Consider the following 17,616-nt stretch of genomic DNA (forward strand, 5'->3'; position numbering starts at 1 on the left):
TGGGGATAGGCCATGCATAGCAAAATGTTGATCAACGGCGAGCTCGTCGAGGGCGCCGCTGCGCCCCTGGCTGTCATCGACCCGGCCACCGGGGAAGAGATTGTCAGCGTCGGACAGGCGGATGACGCTCAGCTGGACTGCGCCGTGCGCAGTGCCCATGAAGCCTTCGAGTCGTATTCAAAGACCACTCCGGCGCAGCGCGCCGTGCTGCTGCACGACATTGCCGGGGTCATCGAAGCCCATGCCGAAGAACTGGCGGCGCTGGAAAGCCAGAACGTCGGCAAACCCTGGCCATCGGCACTGAATGACGAGATGCCGCTGACCCTCGACACCTTCCGTTTCTTTGCCGGTGCGGCACGCACCTTGGCGGGTGTCGCAGCGGGCGAGTATGTGGCCGGGCACACCAGCCTGATCCGGCGCGACCCGATCGGCCCGGTGGCGGCCATCGCACCATGGAACTACCCGCTGATGATGGCCGCCTGGAAGCTGGCGGCACCGCTGGCGGCCGGTTGCAGCGTGGTGCTCAAGCTTTCCGAGGTGACCCCGCTGTCGACCTTGCGCCTGGGGCAGCTGCTGGCGGACGTGGTGCCCAAGGGCGTCATCAATATCGTCCACGGGGTCGGCAGTTCGACCGGCGCCCGGCTGATCAATGCCGAGGGCATCGAAGCCGTGAGCATTACCGGTTCGCCCGCGACCGGCAGCGCGGCCATGCGCGCCGCTGCGCAACAGATGCGCCAGGTGCATGTCGAGCTGGGTGGCAAGGCACCGGTCATCGTCTTTGAGGATGCCGATATCGAAAAACTGGTCGCCACCTTGCGTGCCACGGCGTTTTTCAATGCCGGCCAGGATTGCGCCCAGCCTTGCCGGGTGCTGGTGGCCAGCAAGGTCTATGACCGCGTGGTCAGTGCCCTGGCCGAGGCGGCGGTGACAATCAAGGTCGGCGCACCCAGAGCCGCTGGCACAGAGATGGGGCCGCTGGTGACCGAACTGCACCGGCAACGGGTAGCCGGTTTCGTCGAACGCGCCCGGGCCTACGCCGAGGTGGTGACGGGAGGCACGGTCGAGCCCGGCGGCGGCTTCTTCTACAGCCCGACCGTGATTGCCGACGTCGACCATCACGCGGAAATCGCCACCCAGGAACTGTTCGGCCCGGTGATTTCGGTGTCGCGCTTCACTGAAGGGCAAGACCCGGTCGCGATCGCCAACGCCACCCGCTATGGCCTGGCCTCGTCGCTCTGGACCCGTGACAGTGGCCGCGCCATGGCGGCCAGCAGCCGCCTGCGCTACGGCTTCACCTGGGTCAACACCCACGGTGTGGCCACGCCGGAAATGCCCTGGGCCGCCATGAAAGGCTCGGGCCACGGTTGCGACATGTCGGTGTTCGCGCTCGACGCCTACACCAGCGTTCGCCACGTCATGCTCGCGCACGGGTGACCCACATGGACCAATCAGCAGTGATCGTCACCGGCGGCAGCCGCGGCATCGGCCTGGCCATCGTCGAGAAGTTCCTCGCCCAAGGGCGCCAGGTCGTAACTTGCGGGCGGGGCGACCGGCCGCGACACCTGGACAGTGCGGTGGAGTGGGTGCAGGCCGATGTGGCCCGCCCGGAGGATGCCCGTTACATCGTCGAACGTGCCGAGCAGCGCTTTGGCCGCGTGGGCATCCTGGTCAACAACGCCGGCGTCCAGGTCGAGAAGACCGTGCTGGAAAGCACCGACGCCGATTGGGACGAAGTGATGGGCATCAACGCCCGCGGCACCTTCAACCTGTGCCGGGCGGTGCTCCCGGGCATGGTCCAGTGCGGCGGCACCATCATCAACCTGGGCTCTATCTCCGGGCAGAGCGCCGACCCGTCCATGGCCCTCTACAACGCGTCGAAGGCCTTCGTGCATGGGCTGACCCGTTCCATTGCGGTGGACCACGGCCCGCGGGTGCGCTGCAACGCGGTGTGCCCCGGCTGGATCATGACGGCGATGGCCGAGGACGCCTTTGCCATGGCCGCCGACCCGGCAAAAGCCAAGGCCGACGCCCTGGCGCGCCACCCGGCAGGCCGCTTTGGCCAGCCTGACGATATTGCCGAGACCGTGGCCTGGCTGGCCTCTGACGCGGCGCGTTTCATTACCGGGCAGTGCTTCGTCGTCGACGGCGGCCTGACCAGTGCATCCCCCCTGCAACCGAGGTTCTTCTGATGAGTGAATTCCAAAATGTCGCGGTGATTGGCGCGGGTGTGATCGGTGCCAGCTGGGCCGCGCTGTTCCTGGCGTCCGGGCGCAATGTGGCCGTGTATGACCCGTCGCCGACCATGGAGGCCGATGTTCGCAGCTACATCGACAACGCCTGGCCGACCCTGCGCGAGCTGGGCCTGGCCGGTGCCGAGCCAGGCCAGTTGAGTTTCCATGCCGATGTTGCCAGCGCCGTGGCGGAGGCGGATTTCATCCAGGAAAGCGTGCCGGAGCGCATCGCCATCAAGCATGAGCTGTTCGCCAAGCTGGAAGCCGCCCTCAAGCCCGGTGCCATCGTCGCGTCGTCCGCTTCCGGCCTGCGCCTGGGCGAGATGCAGGCGGGTTGGCAGAACCCGTCGCACTTCATCCTCGGCCATCCGTTCAACCCGCCGCACCTGATCCCGCTGGTCGAGGTCATGGGCAACGACAAGACAGCGGCCGGCGTGGTCGAGCAGGCCGAGCGCTTCTATGCACTGGTCGGCAAGGTGACCATCCGGGTCAACCGTGAAGTGAAGGGGCATGTTGCCAACCGCCTGCAGGCCGCGCTGTGGCGCGAGGCCATTCACCTGGTCAAGAGCGGTGTGGCCAGTGTGGAAGACGTCGACAAGGCCGTCTGGGCAGGGCCCGGCCTGCGCTGGGCGGCCATGGGGCCGACCTTGCTGTTCCACCTTGGCGGTGGGTCGGAAGGCCTGAGCGCGTTCTGCCAGAAGTACACCGAGAGCTTCCACGGCTGGTGGGACGACCTGGGCGACCCTCGCCTGGATGCGCAGACGGCTTCGATGCTGGTCGAGGGCGTGCACGATGAGGCCGGCGAGCACAGCTGGGCGACCCTCGCCACGCAGCGGGACGAACTGATCACCCGCATGTTGAAGGCGACCACGCCGCTTCGGCGCGGTTGAGAGTCGGCCCGAAGCCCTCCAGGCTTCGGGCCAGTTTGCCGCTGTGTGAGGTTTGCCATGCCAGAACAATTGACCCTACAGATAACCGACCTGATTGCCGAAGCCAAAGGTGTCGTGGTCATCGAGCTGCGTTCGCCGGATGGGGCCGCATTGCCATCGTTCAAGCCCGGTGCCCATATCGAGCTGCATCTGCCTGACGATCGGGTACGCCAGTATTCGCTGTGCAATGACGCCCGCGAAACCCATCGCTACTGCGTGGGCGTCGGCCTGTCCCCCGTCAGCCGTGGCGGCTCCCGGCACGTGCACCAGTCCCTGCGGGTAGGCGACAGGCTGACCGTAAGCCCGCCACGCAACCATTTTCCGCTGGAGGAGGACGCCCCGGGTTTCGTGTTTTTCGCGGGCGGCATCGGCATCACGCCGGTGTGGTCGATGATTCAGTGGTGCGAGGCCAACCAGCGCCCGTGGCACCTCTACTACCTGGTGCGCAGTCGCCAGCGGGCGGCGTTTCTGGAGCAGCTGCAGCCGTTTGGCGAGCGGGTCACCCTGCATGCCGACGACGAGGCTGGTGTGCTGTTCGATATCGCCGCAGCCATCGGTCAGCAGCCAGGCAACGTGCACTTCTACACTTGCGGCCCGACCCCTTTGATGCTGGCGGTCGAAGCTGCCGCGCACAGTTACCCCGAAGAGCAGGTGCATTTCGAGTGGTTCACCCCGAAAGAGCCGAAAACCGCGGCAACCGACAAGCCTTTCACCGTCCAGCTGGCGCGCAGCGGCAAGGCCTTCGAAGTCCCTGCGGACCAAAGCATCCTGCAGGTGCTGGAGGCCAACGGCCTGCGCGTGGAGAGTTCGTGCCGGGAGGGCACCTGCGCCTCATGCGAGACCTGTGTGCTGGACGGCGCGCCGGACCATCGCGACAGCGTGCTGACGCCGGCCGAACGCAAGAACAACGACGTGATGATGATCTGCGTGTCCCGCGCACTGTCGCAAACCCTGGTGCTCGATCTCTGAGCCGACGCCATGACTTCTGGAAGGAACTGTTCGTGAACAACCTGCTGCTGATTCACCAGGCCACCATCGGCGAAGACTGGATCGACTACAACGGGCACCTGCGCGATGCCTTCTACTTCCTGCTGTTCAGCCATGCCACCGATGCGCTGATGGACCACATCGGCCTCGACGCCGACGGCCGCGCCATTTACGGCCACACGCTGTACACGCTGGAGGCCCATATCAACTACCTGAGCGAAACCCGGCTAGGGGAGGAGGTGCAAGTGTTTACTCAGGTGATCGACCATGACAGCAAGCGCCTGCACATCGTCCATCACCTGTATCGCCCCAAGGATGGAGAACTGCTGGCGGCCAGCGAACAGATGCTCATGAACATCGCCAGCGAAGCCGGGCGTGCGGCGAAATTCGCCACAATCGTCGAAGCGAAGATCAGTGCGATCTTCCAGTCACACCGATCGCTGCCGCGCCCCGGCTATTGCGGTCGCGTGATAGGCATCCGCCGCTAGCACGCATCACCCGCTGGGCCTGATAACGACAAGACTGCGTTGCCTCTGAATAACAAAAACTGCCGCTTCCCATAGCTGCCACAGAGAGGATTTGCGTCATGAAAAATGCACTGCGCGTTATGTTCTGCTCCGCCTTGGCCATGAGTGCACACACTTATGCCGCCGAGCCGCCCCAATGCCGCCTGGTGCGGATGTCCGACCCCGGCTGGACCGACATCCAGACCACCACGGCCATTGCCACCACCTTGCTGAAAAGCCTCGGCTACCAGACCAAGTCGACCCTGGTGGGGGTGCCGCTGACCTTCAAGGCCCTGGCCGATGGCAAGAACATGGATGTGTTCCTGGGCACCTGGCTGCCGACCATGGAGCCCGACCTCAAACCCCACCGCGACGCGGGCGCCATCGATATCGTGCGGGTCAACCTGCAGCACGCCAAGTACACCCTGGCGGTGCCGCAGACCTTGTGGGACCAAGGGCTGAAGGACTTCGCCGATATCCCCCGGTTCAAGAACGAACTGGGCGGCAAGATCTACGGCCTTGAGCCTGGCGACGGCGGCAACAACGCCGTAATCAAAGCCATCGGCGACAACGCCTTCGGCCTGAAGGACGCCGGGTTCTCGGTGGTCGCATCCAGCGAGTCGGGCATGCTGGCGCAGGTCGAGCGTGCGCAGCGGCGCAACCAGGCGATCCTTTACCTGGGTTGGGAACCGCACCCGATGAACACGCGGTTCAAGATGAAGTTCCTCACCGGCGGCGACGACTACTTCGGGCCGGACTTCGGCGATGCCACGGTCTACACCAGCACCCGCAAAGGCTATGCCGACGAGTGCCCGAACGTCGGGCAACTGCTGAAGAACCTGAGCTTCACCCTGGACATGGAGAACCACATCATGGGCTCCATCCTCTACGACAAGATGGAGCCCGAGGCCGCTGCCAGGGCCTGGTTGAAGCAGAACCCGCAGGTGCTCGACGGCTGGCTGGCGGGCGTGACCACCTGGGATGGCCAGCCCGGCCTTGCTGAAGTCAAAGCGCAGGTGGCGCCATGATCGAGAAGCGCAGCATAGAGTTCGTGCCCCACAACGAGCGGTACGGCAGGCCGCGTCGGCTGTTCAGCGTATGGTTCAGCTCCAACCTGCAGGTGACTGCGCTGATGGTCGGCACCTTGGGTGTGGCCTCCGGGCTGAGCCTGCTGTGGACGCTGGCCGGGCTGGTCATCGGTTGCATGCTGGGCACGGTGTTCATGGCCGCCCATTCGGCGCAAGGCCCGCACCTGGGCGTGCCGCAGATGATCCAGAGCCGCGCCCAGTTCGGCGTGTTCGGCGCCGCCATTCCGCTGCTGGTGATGGTGACCGCTGCGGTGCTGTTCATGGCCGCCAGCGGCGTGCTGATGCGCGACCCGTTGAAGGCGCTGCTGCCGGTCACGGACAACCAGGCGATCGTCATCGTCGCAGTCGCGACCTTTCTGATTGGCGTCGTCGGCTATGAACTGATTCACCGCCTGGGCGCCTGGATGAGCGTGCTGTCGTCGGTGGTGTTCGGTGCCGCCTTGATCCTGATCCTGACGCAGGCCAACACAGCAGGGACCCTCCACGGTGAAACGGGCGGCTTTTCGATGCCGGTGTTCAACCTGGTGATCGCCCAGGCCGCCTCCTGGACGTTGGGCTATGGCCCCTATGTGGCGGATTACTCGCGCTACCTGCCCGCTGATGTCGATACCCGGCACACCTTCTGGACCACCTACTTCGGTTGTGCCTTGGGTTCGCTGGGCATGATGGCGCTCGGGGCCACGCTGGCCGCGGTGGTGCCCTCGGCACTGAGCGTCGACCCGGGCAGCGCGATCGCCAGCCTGTTCGGCCCTTGGGCACCCGCCGCACTGGTGGTGATTGCGCTGGGCGTGATCCAGTACAACGTGCTGTGCCTTTACAGCGCCTATATGTCGACCACTACGATCTTCAGCGGTTTTGCCAGGCTGCAGCAGGTATGGCAGGGGACAAAGAGCCTGCTGATGGCGGTGCTGTCGGTGCTGGCCTGTGCGATTGCCACACAGACCCAGTACCACTTCGACACCTTCTTTGCCGACATCCTGATCGGGCAGCTGTACCTGTTGATTCCCTGGAGTGCGATCAACCTGGTGGATTACTACGTGGTGCGGCGGGGGAGTTACAGCATTGATGATCTTTACGATGCGCAAGGGCGGTACGGGGGGTGGAACCGGAAAACCATGGTGGTGTATGGGGTTTCGATCATTGGCACGGTGCCGTTCATGAAGTTGTCGTTTTTTGAGGGGTATTTCGCTCAGTTGATCGGGGCGGATGTGAGCTGGATTGCCGGGTTGGCATTGGCAGGGCTGCTCTATTTCGTATTCAGTGGGGGCGGATGGGTTCGTCTTGGTATCTGCAGCGCCTATGAGACCGAGCGCCGCCCGCGCGGCGCTCGATCTCACAGGCGCTGAAAATACCAAGGCGAACACTTAAAACTTACAACTTCATAACTTCCGTGCACGCCTGTTTCATGCCTGTTCACGCCGTAAATAATTATATTTTCCATACCGTTGACCCTCTCCAAATCTATCGTCTATCCTGCGCCGACAAACTGTAGACATTTGGTAGACATGTCTAATTCAGTCGTCAGGGCCGCGTAAGCGCTCGGTGAAAACTGCCTCGATCACAGGCTGCCTGCAAAACCGCGGGCGGCTGGCGCGCGGCTGGCTGACTGTCTGCAGTGACTCGACATAATTAATACAACAGGAGAGCTGTCGCGGTGAGTAATACAACGTTGTCCATCGAAGATGCGCCATTAAACAACTTCCACCAATTGATGACCGTGCGCGCCGGCGGTGGCTGGATTCTCGACGGTTATATCCTCAGCATCATCGGCGTGGTGATCGTGCAGTTTTCCGATTACCTGAAGCTGGATTCGTTCTGGCAGGGCATGGTCGCTGCCTCGGCGATGCTCGGCACCTTCTGTAGCGGCTTCCTCGGCGGCTGGCTGACCGACAAGGTCGGGCGCCGTCGCCTGTTCTTCGTCGGCCCGGTCCTGTTCATGGTCGGCTCGCTTGGCTCGTTGTGGGTCGAGTCGGGTATCGCGCTGTTCATCCTGCGTTTCCTGGTCGGGGTGGGCGTTGGCCTGGAGTACCCGGTCGCAGGCTCGCTGTTGACCGAGTTCCTGCCGCAAAAGCATCGTGGCCAGCGCCTGGCCGGGTTGACCATCCTGTGGTTCGCTGGCGCCGCGCTGTCGTACATGGTCGGCAACTTCATCCTGGCGCGTGGTGGCGACGAGGCCTGGCGCCTGGTGCTGGCCAGCTCCGCGGTGCTGGGGGCATTGCTGTTCATCGTCCGCCTGCGCACCCCGGAATCGCCACGCTGGCTGGTCAGCAAGGGGCGCTTTGCTGAAGCCGAGCGCATCATCAAGCAGGTCTACGGGCCGACGTACTCGCTGGCCAACATGCCCGAGCAAGCGGCAGAGCAGAAAGTCTCGCTCTGCGACCTGATGCGTTCGGGTTATGGCAAGCGCATGCTGTTCGTCGCGGTGTTCTGGAGCTCGGCGGTGGTGCCGATGTTTGCCGTGTACTCCTTCGCGCCGGTGGTGTTGCAGGCACTGAACCTGAAGGGTGACTGGGCGTCGTACGGCTCGGTGCTGATCACGCTGCTGTTCGTGGTCGGTTGCATCGTCGCGACGCGCCTGATCGACACCCTGGGCCGCCGCCCGCTGATCATCCACAGCTTCCTCTGGTCGACCCTGGCCTTGCTCGGCCTGGGCCTGTTTTCCAACAGCTCCGAAGCCCTGGTCCTGTTGATGTTCGGGGCCTACGCACTGTTCATCGGTGGTGCCCAGGTGCTGGAGCTGGTGTATCCGAACGAGCTGTTCCCTACTGAAATCCGTGCATTCGCTGTCGGCATGGGTTCGTCCATGTCGCGCATCGGCTCTGCGGCGGGTACCTGGCTGGTGCCGGTTTCGCTGCTGCACCTGGGCATTGGCAACACCATGCTGGTTGCAGCGCTGGTATCCCTGGCGGGGTTGGTGGTGTCGGTGTGGCTGGCCCCGGAAACCCGTGGCATGAGCCTGGAGATGGCGTCTTCGCTCGAACGGTGATCACCAGGGGCCAGCTGCTCTAGGCTCAGAACCCCGGAGCGATCTGGCCCTTGTAGCGGGTCAGGATGAAGTTGCGCACTTCGGGCGAGTTGAGGGCCTTGGCCAGTTTCTGGATGCCTGGGTCCTGCAGGTTGTCGGGACGGGCGACCAGGTATTCCACATACAGGTCCCTGCCTTTTTCAACGATCAGCGCGCTGTTGGTATCGATGCCGGCCTCCAGTGCGTAGTTGGCGAAGACGAAGGCCAGGTCCACCTGCTTGACCGAGCGGGCCAGCATGGCGCCTTCCAGCTCGCGGATCTTCAGGTGGCGCGGGTTGTCGGTGATGTCACGCTGGGTGGACTGCGGGTTGCCCGGGTCCTTGAGCTTGAGCAACCCGGCCTCGGCCAGCAGCACCAGGGCGCGACCGGTATTCACCGGGTCGTTGGGGATGGCCACGCTGGCGCCCTCTGGCAGTTCGGCCAGGGTCTTGTACCGGGCCGAATAGGCACCGAACGGCTCGATGTGCACGCCCACCACCGGGACCAGGTCGGTGTGCCGGGTCTGGTTGAAGTCGTTGAGGAACGGCCGGTACTGGTAGTAGTTGGCGTCCAGGTGCTTCTGCGCCAGTTGCAGGTTGGGCTGGATGAAGTCGTTGAACACCTTGATGTCCAGGTCCACGCCTTCTTTTGCCAGGGTCGGTTTGACGAATTCGAGGATCTCGGCGTGGGGTACCGGCGTGGCGCCGACCACCAGGTGTTCGGCGGCTTGTGCACTTAAGGCGATGAAAGCGGCGAGGGCTGTGAGGGTCTTTTTCATGAGGGGATACCTTGCAGGAGTCAGCGTCGGGTGAAATGTCTTACCAGGCGGTCGCCGCTCATCTGCAGCACCTGCACCAGCAGGATCAGCAGCAGCACGGTGACCACCATCACATCGGTCTGGAAGCGCTGGTAACCGAAGCGGATCGCCAGGTCGCCGAGACCGCCGCCACCGATCACGCCCGCCATGGCGGTGTAGTCGACCAGCACGATGGCGGTGATGGTGACGGCCGCGACCAGCCCGGTGAGGGCTTCGGGCAGCAGGGTGTAGCGGATGATCTGGGTAAGGCTGGCGCCCATGGCCTGGGTGGCTTCCACCACGCCGTGGTCGACCTCGCGCAGCGCGGTCTCCACCAGGCGCGCGAAGAACGGCGTGCAACCCACCACCAGCGGCGGGATGGTGCCCTTGACCCCGAGGGAGGTGCCGGTCAGCAGCGTGGTCAGCGGGATCAGCACGATCAGCAGGATGATGAACGGTAGCGATCGCAGCACGTTGACCACCACGGAAAGGGCACGGTAGAGCGGCCCGTTGGCCAGCAACTGGCGCTGCCCGGTGAGGTACAGCAACACCCCCAGTGGCAGGCCGAACAGCACGGTGAAGCCCAGTGCCGCGCCCAGCATGCTCAGGGTATCGAGGCACGCCTGGGCGATTTCGACCCAGTCGAGGTGGCTCAGCAGTTCGTTCATGGGCGTGCCTCGCGGCGCAGCACGGCCGCCGGGTGCGTGCCGGCCAGGCGGTCGCCGCGGCCGAACAGCTTGTTACGCAACGTGCCGGGTTCATAGGCGAGCTTGAACAGCCCCCGCGCCTGCAGCTCCGGTACCAACAGGCCGACCACCGCCTCGAAGGTTTCCGGAGCGACCACGCTGGCCAGGTTGAAACCGTCGACACCGGTTTCATCTACCCATTCCTGCAATTGATCGGCCACAGTCCGGGCCGAGCCCACCAGCACCGGACCGTCACCGCCGATGGCGCAGTAGTCGGCAATTTCGGCAGTGGTCCAGGTGCGTGTCGGGTCGGCGCGGGTGAAGGCTTCGACGGCCGACTGGATGGCTTCGCTGGGCACTTCGCGCAGTACCTGGCCGGGTGCGTATTCGGCGAAATCGATGCCAGTCCAGCCGGACATCAGTGTCAAGGCGCCACTGGCGCTGGCGTACTGGCGGTATTCGTCGAGCAGGGCCAACGCCTGCTGATCGGTGGGCGCGACGATGACCGTCAGTTGCTCGAGAATCTGCACATCTTCCGGCGCTCGGCCGGCAGCCGCCACGGCGGCGCGCAGTTCCGCCACCTGCTTTTGCAGCACCGCCTTGCTTGGCGCGGCGACGAACACGCACTCGGCGTTGGCGGCGGCGAACGCGCGCCCGCGGCTGGAGGCGCCGGCCTGGTAGATCACCGGGGACCGCTGCGGCGAAGGTTCGCTCAGGTGAAAACCCGGCACCTTGAACCACGTGCCCTGGTGGTCGATGCCGTGGACCTTGCGCGGGTCGGCATACACGCCGGTTGCCCGGTCGGCCTGCACCGCATCGTCTTCCCAGCTGGTTTCCCAGAGCTTGTAGCAGACCTGCAGGTACTCCTCGGCCAGGGCATAGCGCTGGTCATGGCTGAGCGGGGCCTGGCCGAGGTTGCGCGCGCCGCTGGCCAGGTACGAGGTGACGATGTTCCAGCCAGCGCGCCCCTGGGTCAGGTGATCGAGGGTGCTCATGCGCCGGGCGAACGGGTAGGGGTGTTCGAACGACACCGACGCGGTCACGCCGAACCCAAGGTGGCGGGTAGCAGCCGCCATGGCCGGTACCAGTTGCAACGGGTCGTTGACCGGTACCTGGGCGGCGTTGCGCAAGGCAGAGTCAGCACTGCCGCCATACACGTCATAGACGCCCAGCACATCGGCGATGAACAGGCCGTCGATGCAGCCGCGCTCCAGGGTCCTGGCCAGCTCCACCCAGTAGTGAATATCCGTGTAGCGGGTGGCCTGGTCCCGCGGGTGGCGCCACAGCCCGGGCGAAAGATGGCCGACGGTGTTCATGGCAAAGGCATTGAGGCGGATCTGCTTGGTCATGGTCGGACAACCTCAGTTCCAGTCATGGCGGGCAGGCTTGATGCCGTTCAACGCCCAGTTGCCGACCAGGTGGTACTTCCAGCGCACCGGGTCGTGCAGGGTATGTACCCGGGCGTTGCGCCAATGCCGGTCGAAGTTGTGCCGGGTCAGCGACGAACGCGTGCCGCCCAGTTCGAACAGGCGGTTGCTGGCCTCGATGGCCACCTCGGTGGTGAGCACCTTGGCCTTGGCCACGGCCACCGAGGCCAGGGCCACGTTGTCTTCATTCGGTGCCGGTCTGGCGGCATCCAGCGCGAGGCCTGCACGCTCGAGCAGCGCCTCGGCCGCTTCCTGGCGGATTTCCAGTGAACCGACCTGGATGATGGTCAGCGGGTCTTCACTGGCCTTTTCGACCTTGGCATCGATCCATGGGCGAGCGTGCTCGCGCACGAAGGCAATGGTGTCATCCAGCGCGGCGCGGCCGATGCCGGCATCGATGGCGGCGGTGGTCAGCTGGGCAAAGGGGCCGGCCAGGGTCGGGCTTTCGTAGGAGCGGTAGCTGGGGAACAGGTTGAACGCCGGTACCCGCAGGCCATCGAGCAGCACCGTACCGCTTGAGGTGGTGCGTTGGCCCATGCTGCTCCAGTCGTCGACGATCACCAGGCCAGGCGTGCCGCGTTCGACGAATGCCAGCTGCGCACGGTCCTGCTCATCCAGCGCCAGCACCCCGATCCAGTGGGCATACAGGGATCCGGTGCAATAGCCTTTGCGCCCATCGATGCGATAGCCGTCGCCCTCGGTAACCAGGCGTGTGCGGATGTCCTGCACGGTCTTGCCGCCGGTTTCCGACAAGGCATTGGCAAAGCGATGGCCCTGCAGCACCAGGCTGAAGAAGTGGCGCTGCTGCTCGGGCGTACCTTGCAAGCGGATGTCTTCGAGCAGGCAATAGTGGTTTTGCGGGATCTGCCCCAGCGAGGGGTCGGCGGCGGAGATGATGGCGATCACTCGGGCGAGGGTGGCGAACGAGACCTGCGCACCGCCATGTGCCCGTGGCACGGTGATGCCCCAGAGTCCGCTGTTGGAGAAGGCGTCGACAATGTCTGCCGGCACTTCCCGCTGTCGATCGCGTTCGGCTGCGCCTTCGCGCAACAGGGCGGCCACCTGGTGGGCGACGGTGATCGCTTCGGCGTCGTCGCGGATGATGTGTGCTGCGGGATGGCGAATTTCGTAGGCAGCAGAGAGTATTTCGCTAGGCATGGACAACTCGATGTGTAGTCGGACGACTTCACATTGCAGCTGTTGTGCCAGCCAGTGAGCCCCAGCAAATCCGGGCGTTTCAGCCGAATGGGGCTGTATCGGCCTGTGTGAAGGCATGGACAGTTGTTGCCGAGGTGTTGGCCTAGCAACAGCATCATGCTTCTAGTGCGTCAGGCTCACTTGCGCAGCGCTTGCACCAACTCTGCCTTGGTCATGCGCGAGCGGCCCTTGATGTCCTTGCTGCGCGCTTCCTTGAGCAGGCTTTCCTTGGTCTGGCTTTCCAGCGAGGTACTCGATGTGCGGGCATGCCCTTCGCGTGTTTTGGCTGCACGCTTGGCCGAATCCGAGCGAGCGGTCTTCTTCTCGCCAGAGGACGTCTTGCTGCCCGAGCCGCCTGACTTCTCGCCACCACCGGACTGCTTGTTGACGGTGGCCCAGGCACGCGCCTCGGCTTCATCTTTCGAAACGCCCTTGTGCTCGTAGCTCTCTTCTATGTGCTCGGCCTTGCGTTTCTGTTTGTCGGTGTATTTGTCCTTGTCGCCGCGTGGCATGGCAGTCACTCCTGCGTGGTGTGCATGAACGGTTGAAGGGCAAGGGCAGCCCGAAGTGCCGTTGAATGGACAGGCGGTGCGCTCAGGGTTCGCTGATCTGCGACAGTGGCCTGGCCACCTGTTCGAGTGAACGCCGTTCGGCCGCCACGCCCCACAGGGCCTGGGTCAGGGCCGCGATGATCATCAAGGCCGCGCCGAGCAGGTAACCGTACAGCACGTTGAGGCGCTCGCCGGTTTCGATCAGCGCGCCGAACAGGGTCGGCCCGATCAGGCCGCCCAGGCCGGTGCCGAAGGCATAGAACACGGCAATGGCCAGCGCCCGGATTTCCAGCGGGAAGGTTTCCGCCACGGTGAGGTAGGCCGAACTGGCCGCCGCCGAAGCAAAGAAGAAGATCACCATCCAGGCCAGGGTCTGCTGGGTCACGTCGATCAGTTGTTGCTGGAACAGGTAGCCGCTGACGGCCAGCAGCACGCCCGAGACCAGGTAGGTCGAACTGATCATGATGCGCCGGCCGACCACGTCGAACAGCCTGCCCAGCAGCAGCGGGCCGCAGAAGTTGCCCAGCGCGAAGGGCAGGATGTACCAGCCCACCTTGGCCGCTGGCACCCCGTAGAAGTCGGTCAGCACTAGCGCATAGGTAAAGAAGATCGCGTTGTAGAAGAATGCCTGCGCGGTGAGCAAGGTCAGGCCCACCAGTGCGCGGCGCCGATGCGCGACGAACAGGCTGTGGAACACCTCGCGCAACGGCGTGTGGTGGCGTGCGCGCAGGCGCAGGGGAGGGGCTTGCAGCGGCGGGATCTCGATCCCGCGCTTATGGTAATGGCGTTCGATGTCGGCGACGATGCGCTCGGCGTGCTCCGGCTGGTTGTGGATCATCAGCCAGCGCGGGCTTTCCGGAATCCACAGGCGCATGAACAGGATCAGCAGGCCGAGCAGCGCGCCGATGCCAAAGCACAGGCGCCAGCCCAGATCGCCACCGGCCACTGCCGGGTCGAGCAGGATCACGGCACCGGCCGCGCCGAGCGCTGCGCCGATCCAGAAGGTGCCATTGATGGTCAGGTCGACCCAGCCGCGATAACGCGCCGGGGTAAATTCCTGGATGGTCGAGTTGATCGCCGTGTACTCGCCGCCGATGCCGGCGCCGGTAAGAAAGCGGAACAGCAGGAAGCTCCACAGGCTCCAGGAGAATGCGGTCGCGGCCGTGGCGCCGATGTACAGGAACAAGGTGATGAAGAACAGCCTGCGCCGCCCCAGGCGGTCGGTCAGCCAGCCGAAGAGCAGCGCACCGAGTACCGCACCGGCGATGTAGGTGGCGCCTGCCAGGCCGATCTCGGTGTTGGACATATGCAGCGCGGGGCTGTCCTTGAGCGCGCCGGCCACCGAGCCCGCCAGGGTGACCTCAAGGCCGTCGAGCAGCCAGGTGATGCCCAGGGCCAGCACCAGCAAGGTGTGAAAACGCGTCCACGGCAGGCGGTCGAGGCGGGCGGGAATGTCGGTGCTGTAGAGGCGTTCCCGGGCCGAGGCGCCATCGGGCTGTTGCAAGGCTTGGGTCGTCACGGCAATTCCTTAACTGACAGACATGCGCGGACCGCTCCTACAACGGCACGGTAATCTAGCAGCCTGGTCGGATGGATCTTCAGGCACTCATCCGTCCGATTGCTCTTCTGGCGGAACCTGCCCCTCGGGCCAGTCCGGAGCCTCCTGCTGCGGTTCGTCATCAGGTTTGGGTACGGGCTCGCCCGGATTGTGCGGCACTTCGTCGACATACGGGTCAGGGTGGTTGGGGTCGTTCACGGCTTGTCTCCTGCTCAAGGTGATTACCCCTTTTAGGGCGTGGCCGTGGCCTCACTGTTCAATCCGATTCGCCAATGGTTGTCAGGGCGTGTGCGCTGGAGCGGACGGATGAAGCTCTTTAGTGTGCAATTCCGTTAAAGTTACTTGAAGTGCTCTTGAATTGTTCGCCGAAAAAGCAATTCCGTTTTTTTCAGGTCTATGGATGCTAATTTGGTTCTTGCAATATTCTGGTGTTGTCAATGGCCTGCATTAATAGTGTGTTGAAGATTATTATTTAATACTGCTCATTTTTTTGAGAGTAGTCATAGATTTCTGCATGTTGCAGTCCGAATTTTTTGAGAAGATCAATAACTGCATTCGATACGACTAGGCGATAATCATCGGTCAAGCCAAAATCAGTCATGCCGGCAATGCCGTGGATTTTTAACCACGAAAAGTGTGGGAGTGCCCTGTCTGGATAAGAGTCTTCAAATGCTTCAGACTTTTTTATATCGACAGCATCGAAGCTGCAGCCAGTAAGTCCGAGCTCTTTTATTGCGTCTTCAACTGTCTCGGTAACAATGAAGCAAGGAAATGACTCAAGAAGATGATCGCCAAGCCAGCCATCAAACTCATATGTCAGGGATTGAATAACAGGGGGGTGCTCGGAGGTGTCCATAACTGTTCCCTCACCCAACCCTCCAGCAACCTCTGGCTCCACATAGTAATACATGACTATCACCTCATCTCACTGCTGGAACGAACTCTGCCCCGAACATTCCATCAATTTCAGTTGCCTTGTCAAGCAGCTGTTGCTTGGTGGGTGCTGGAAACTCTCTATAAAATTTATTCCATTCCTTTCGAATGGCACTAAGGTGAAGTGCTGAATTTTTCTCTTTGGGAATACCTCTCAAATTTTCCAGAGAGTGCAGTTCATCATTCCTCACCAATCCTGGGTGCCGACGCTGAACCTGTTGCTCGACAGCATGATGGACAACCACCTTCCCTCGTTGACCGGGATAGGCATTGAAAAATGTCGCTTTGTAATCATCAGAACCTGCCTTCCCAAATGCCGCCTGCGGTAACGTCTCATCACGTGACGCACTAAGGCCTGTTGGATTTCTTCGGGTGACTTTTAAATTGCCAACATTCGATCCAAGCGCACCATTCGATTGAACCCGATACCGTGCAGTCAAACCGCCCACAACGACTGCACTACCAAACGTCACCAACTTCTGTTGATCTGATCCTTCTCCGTAACGACTGCCACCAAACCGATACCCTGCCTCACCGCCAATCGCCCCCCCAAACATCCCCCACAGCGCCATTTCTGGCCCCACCAATGCCACGGCACTGGCAAGTCCAAACCCCAATACAGTGGCCTCAAGCCAGCCTGGCACTTCCGGATCGATCTCATCGGTAGTTTCAGAGCCACCACCGATAAATACGTTTGATGACCCGGCGCTGATCCTCGCATCGCATACCGTGCGATCCCCAACCCTAGCCGCGGGTTGCCCGTTGATGTAAACAGACCGACTGCCCTGGGCCAGGGTTTTGGTAACTCCGGGATGATCGGTGCACAGCGCCTGATCCACATGCGCCCTGGCAGCGGGCCTGCCATTGATATGTACGTTGTCAGAACCTGAAGTAATCCAGCCTGTTTCGCGTTGAGCATGGGAGAGGCTCCCCAGCAACTGGCCAATGCCCGCGCCGGTTGCCGCTCCTGCACCGATCATGGCGCCAATCGCCAGACCACCCAGCCCTCCGGTGCCGACCACGGCAATCCCGATCAGTACTGCGCCGGCACCCAAGGCAAGGCCGGCCAATAAGCCGCTCAATGCGCTGGAATGCTCGATCGGATCATCCTGTCGCGCAGCCGCGCCGGTCATGCGGTGGCTGCCTTTTCAGCGGCGGCGCCACGCAACTCCAGGCTGCCGATCAGCTCGTCGAAGGCACTGCGCTCAATGGCCGTCATGCCTTTTGGGTTGTTGCTGGTGGCGGTGATCTGTATCAGAAGCGGGTGGTCATGCTCGTCTCGGTGCAGGAAAATCACTTGAATCTGGTGCACGGGCTGGCCTTGTTGACGCCAGCGCAGCTCAGCCCGTCGAGCCTCCAGGCCTGCCACCTCGACCGGTGAAACCGGCTCGACCCAGTGAATATGGGAAAGTGATTTTTCCAACGCCTTCAATGCCTGCTGAGAAAGCGCTTCGAGATCTGCGTCGGGTGGGACCTGCGACCGGCCTATTACCAGCGAGAACGGGCTTGGCCCGATGTCAGTCAAGGTCAAGAGTTGAAATGTCTTGTCCTTCAAACTTTCCGGCCGAACAAAGCTCAGTTCATTGGTAACGAAGCGTGGAGGCGGTATCGCTTTCAACGCCTCCTGTTCCAGCCGCTCACGCTCAAGTCGTTCTTGCTGTTCGCGCCGCTGTGAAAGACGGTCGTAAATATTCGTACGATGCATAAGACTGTTCCTTGTCCC

At 62.9% G+C, this 17,616-nt stretch carries 18 protein-coding genes; 8 read left to right on the top strand and 10 right to left on the bottom strand.

Going from position 1 to position 17,616, the window contains the following annotated elements:
- Positions 1–12 precede the first annotated feature (12 nt).
- The 8 genes from ACLEJU_RS19405 (at position 13) to ACLEJU_RS19440 (ending at position 8,727) form a co-directional block, all read left to right on the top strand.
- Positions 13–1,434, top strand: coding sequence for an aminobutyraldehyde dehydrogenase (locus tag ACLEJU_RS19405; protein WP_435422781.1), 1,422 nt, complete (start codon positions 13–15; stop codon positions 1,432–1,434).
- A 5-nt stretch (positions 1,435–1,439) separates the two neighbouring features.
- The gene (locus ACLEJU_RS19410) at positions 1,440–2,189 is read left to right on the top strand and encodes an SDR family NAD(P)-dependent oxidoreductase (RefSeq protein ID WP_435422782.1); all 750 of its coding nucleotides are present in this window, start codon (positions 1,440–1,442) and stop codon (positions 2,187–2,189) included.
- Complete coding sequence (locus tag ACLEJU_RS19415; RefSeq protein ID WP_435422783.1) at positions 2,189–3,121, top strand: 3-hydroxyacyl-CoA dehydrogenase NAD-binding domain-containing protein; 933 nt, start codon at positions 2,189–2,191, stop codon at positions 3,119–3,121. Before ACLEJU_RS19410 ends, ACLEJU_RS19415 begins: the two co-directional genes overlap by 1 nt.
- Positions 3,122–3,178: 57 nt before the next feature.
- The gene (locus tag ACLEJU_RS19420; protein ID WP_435422784.1) at positions 3,179–4,129 is read left to right on the top strand and encodes a PDR/VanB family oxidoreductase; all 951 of its coding nucleotides are present in this window, start codon (positions 3,179–3,181) and stop codon (positions 4,127–4,129) included.
- A gap of 32 nt (positions 4,130–4,161) precedes the next feature.
- A complete protein-coding gene (locus ACLEJU_RS19425; protein ID WP_435422785.1) occupies positions 4,162–4,635 on the top strand; it encodes a thioesterase family protein in 474 nt (157 codons plus the stop codon).
- 98 nt (positions 4,636–4,733) lie between these two features.
- Positions 4,734–5,681, top strand: a complete 948-nt coding sequence (gene choX, locus ACLEJU_RS19430; RefSeq protein WP_435422786.1) for a choline ABC transporter substrate-binding protein — start codon at positions 4,734–4,736, stop codon at positions 5,679–5,681.
- A complete protein-coding gene (locus tag ACLEJU_RS19435) occupies positions 5,678–7,087 on the top strand; it encodes a purine-cytosine permease family protein (RefSeq protein ID WP_435422787.1) in 1,410 nt (469 codons plus the stop codon). Before choX ends, ACLEJU_RS19435 begins: the two co-directional genes overlap by 4 nt.
- Before the next feature lie 308 nt (positions 7,088–7,395).
- Positions 7,396–8,727 carry an MFS transporter gene (locus ACLEJU_RS19440; protein ID WP_435422788.1) on the top strand — a complete coding sequence of 444 codons (1,332 nt, stop codon included), beginning with the start codon at positions 7,396–7,398 and terminating at the stop codon, positions 8,725–8,727.
- 25 nt (positions 8,728–8,752) lie between these two features.
- Here ACLEJU_RS19440 and ACLEJU_RS19445 read toward each other — a convergent pair whose 3' ends face one another.
- From ACLEJU_RS19445 to ACLEJU_RS19490, 10 genes are all read right to left on the bottom strand, one after another.
- Positions 8,753–9,523 carry a MetQ/NlpA family ABC transporter substrate-binding protein gene (locus ACLEJU_RS19445; protein WP_435422789.1) on the bottom strand — a complete coding sequence of 257 codons (771 nt, stop codon included), beginning with the start codon at positions 9,521–9,523 and terminating at the stop codon, positions 8,753–8,755.
- A gap of 20 nt (positions 9,524–9,543) precedes the next feature.
- The gene (locus ACLEJU_RS19450) at positions 9,544–10,209 is read right to left on the bottom strand and encodes a methionine ABC transporter permease (RefSeq protein WP_435422790.1); all 666 of its coding nucleotides are present in this window, start codon (positions 10,207–10,209) and stop codon (positions 9,544–9,546) included.
- Positions 10,206–11,576: an LLM class flavin-dependent oxidoreductase gene (locus ACLEJU_RS19455; protein WP_435422791.1), complete on the bottom strand. Its 1,371-nt coding sequence runs from the start codon at positions 11,574–11,576 to the stop codon at positions 10,206–10,208. The genes ACLEJU_RS19450 and ACLEJU_RS19455 overlap by 4 nt, the downstream gene beginning before the upstream one ends.
- 12 nt (positions 11,577–11,588) lie before the next feature.
- Positions 11,589–12,812: an SfnB family sulfur acquisition oxidoreductase gene (locus ACLEJU_RS19460; protein ID WP_435422792.1), complete on the bottom strand. Its 1,224-nt coding sequence runs from the start codon at positions 12,810–12,812 to the stop codon at positions 11,589–11,591.
- A gap of 176 nt (positions 12,813–12,988) precedes the next feature.
- A complete protein-coding gene (locus ACLEJU_RS19465) occupies positions 12,989–13,363 on the bottom strand; it encodes a termination factor Rho (RefSeq protein WP_435422793.1) in 375 nt (124 codons plus the stop codon).
- Positions 13,364–13,445: 82 nt separating this feature from the next.
- The gene (locus ACLEJU_RS19470) at positions 13,446–14,921 is read right to left on the bottom strand and encodes an MFS transporter (RefSeq protein WP_435422794.1); all 1,476 of its coding nucleotides are present in this window, start codon (positions 14,919–14,921) and stop codon (positions 13,446–13,448) included.
- Positions 14,922–15,008: 87 nt separating this feature from the next.
- Positions 15,009–15,158, bottom strand: a complete 150-nt coding sequence (locus ACLEJU_RS19475; RefSeq protein WP_435422795.1) for a hypothetical protein — start codon at positions 15,156–15,158, stop codon at positions 15,009–15,011.
- Between the two features lie 274 nt (positions 15,159–15,432).
- Positions 15,433–15,870: a hypothetical protein gene (locus tag ACLEJU_RS19480; RefSeq protein ID WP_435422796.1), complete on the bottom strand. Its 438-nt coding sequence runs from the start codon at positions 15,868–15,870 to the stop codon at positions 15,433–15,435.
- A gap of 10 nt (positions 15,871–15,880) precedes the next feature.
- Positions 15,881–17,026 carry a PAAR domain-containing protein gene (locus ACLEJU_RS19485; protein WP_435422797.1) on the bottom strand — a complete coding sequence of 382 codons (1,146 nt, stop codon included), beginning with the start codon at positions 17,024–17,026 and terminating at the stop codon, positions 15,881–15,883.
- Complete coding sequence (locus ACLEJU_RS19490) at positions 17,023–17,598, bottom strand: DcrB-related protein (protein WP_435422798.1); 576 nt, start codon at positions 17,596–17,598, stop codon at positions 17,023–17,025. The genes ACLEJU_RS19485 and ACLEJU_RS19490 overlap by 4 nt, the downstream gene beginning before the upstream one ends.
- Between the last annotated feature and the right edge of the window lie 18 nt (positions 17,599–17,616).

The organism is Pseudomonas sp. SMN11, from assembly GCF_052041945.1.
Lineage (GTDB): Bacteria > Pseudomonadota > Gammaproteobacteria > Pseudomonadales > Pseudomonadaceae > Aquipseudomonas.

Excerpts from the sequence above, each read along its gene's own strand:
- ACLEJU_RS19465 (WP_435422793.1), bottom strand. The coding sequence starts at position 13,363 with ATGCCACGCGGCGACAAGGACAAATACACCGACAAACAGAAACGCAAG.
- ACLEJU_RS19405 (WP_435422781.1), top strand. The coding sequence starts at position 13 with ATGCATAGCAAAATGTTGATCAACGGCGAGCTCGTCGAGGGCGCCGCT.
- ACLEJU_RS19480 (WP_435422796.1), bottom strand. The coding sequence starts at position 15,870 with ATGTATTACTATGTGGAGCCAGAGGTTGCTGGAGGGTTGGGTGAGGGA.
- ACLEJU_RS19445 (WP_435422789.1), bottom strand. The coding sequence starts at position 9,523 with ATGAAAAAGACCCTCACAGCCCTCGCCGCTTTCATCGCCTTAAGTGCA.
- ACLEJU_RS19455 (WP_435422791.1), bottom strand. The coding sequence starts at position 11,576 with ATGACCAAGCAGATCCGCCTCAATGCCTTTGCCATGAACACCGTCGGC.
- ACLEJU_RS19415 (WP_435422783.1), top strand. The coding sequence starts at position 2,189 with ATGAGTGAATTCCAAAATGTCGCGGTGATTGGCGCGGGTGTGATCGGT.
- choX (WP_435422786.1), top strand. The coding sequence starts at position 4,734 with ATGAAAAATGCACTGCGCGTTATGTTCTGCTCCGCCTTGGCCATGAGT.
- ACLEJU_RS19410 (WP_435422782.1), top strand. The coding sequence starts at position 1,440 with ATGGACCAATCAGCAGTGATCGTCACCGGCGGCAGCCGCGGCATCGGC.
- ACLEJU_RS19490 (WP_435422798.1), bottom strand. The coding sequence starts at position 17,598 with ATGCATCGTACGAATATTTACGACCGTCTTTCACAGCGGCGCGAACAG.
- ACLEJU_RS19485 (WP_435422797.1), bottom strand. The coding sequence starts at position 17,026 with ATGACCGGCGCGGCTGCGCGACAGGATGATCCGATCGAGCATTCCAGC.
- ACLEJU_RS19450 (WP_435422790.1), bottom strand. The coding sequence starts at position 10,209 with ATGAACGAACTGCTGAGCCACCTCGACTGGGTCGAAATCGCCCAGGCG.
- ACLEJU_RS19435 (WP_435422787.1), top strand. The coding sequence starts at position 5,678 with ATGATCGAGAAGCGCAGCATAGAGTTCGTGCCCCACAACGAGCGGTAC.
- ACLEJU_RS19460 (WP_435422792.1), bottom strand. The coding sequence starts at position 12,812 with ATGCCTAGCGAAATACTCTCTGCTGCCTACGAAATTCGCCATCCCGCA.
- ACLEJU_RS19420 (WP_435422784.1), top strand. The coding sequence starts at position 3,179 with ATGCCAGAACAATTGACCCTACAGATAACCGACCTGATTGCCGAAGCC.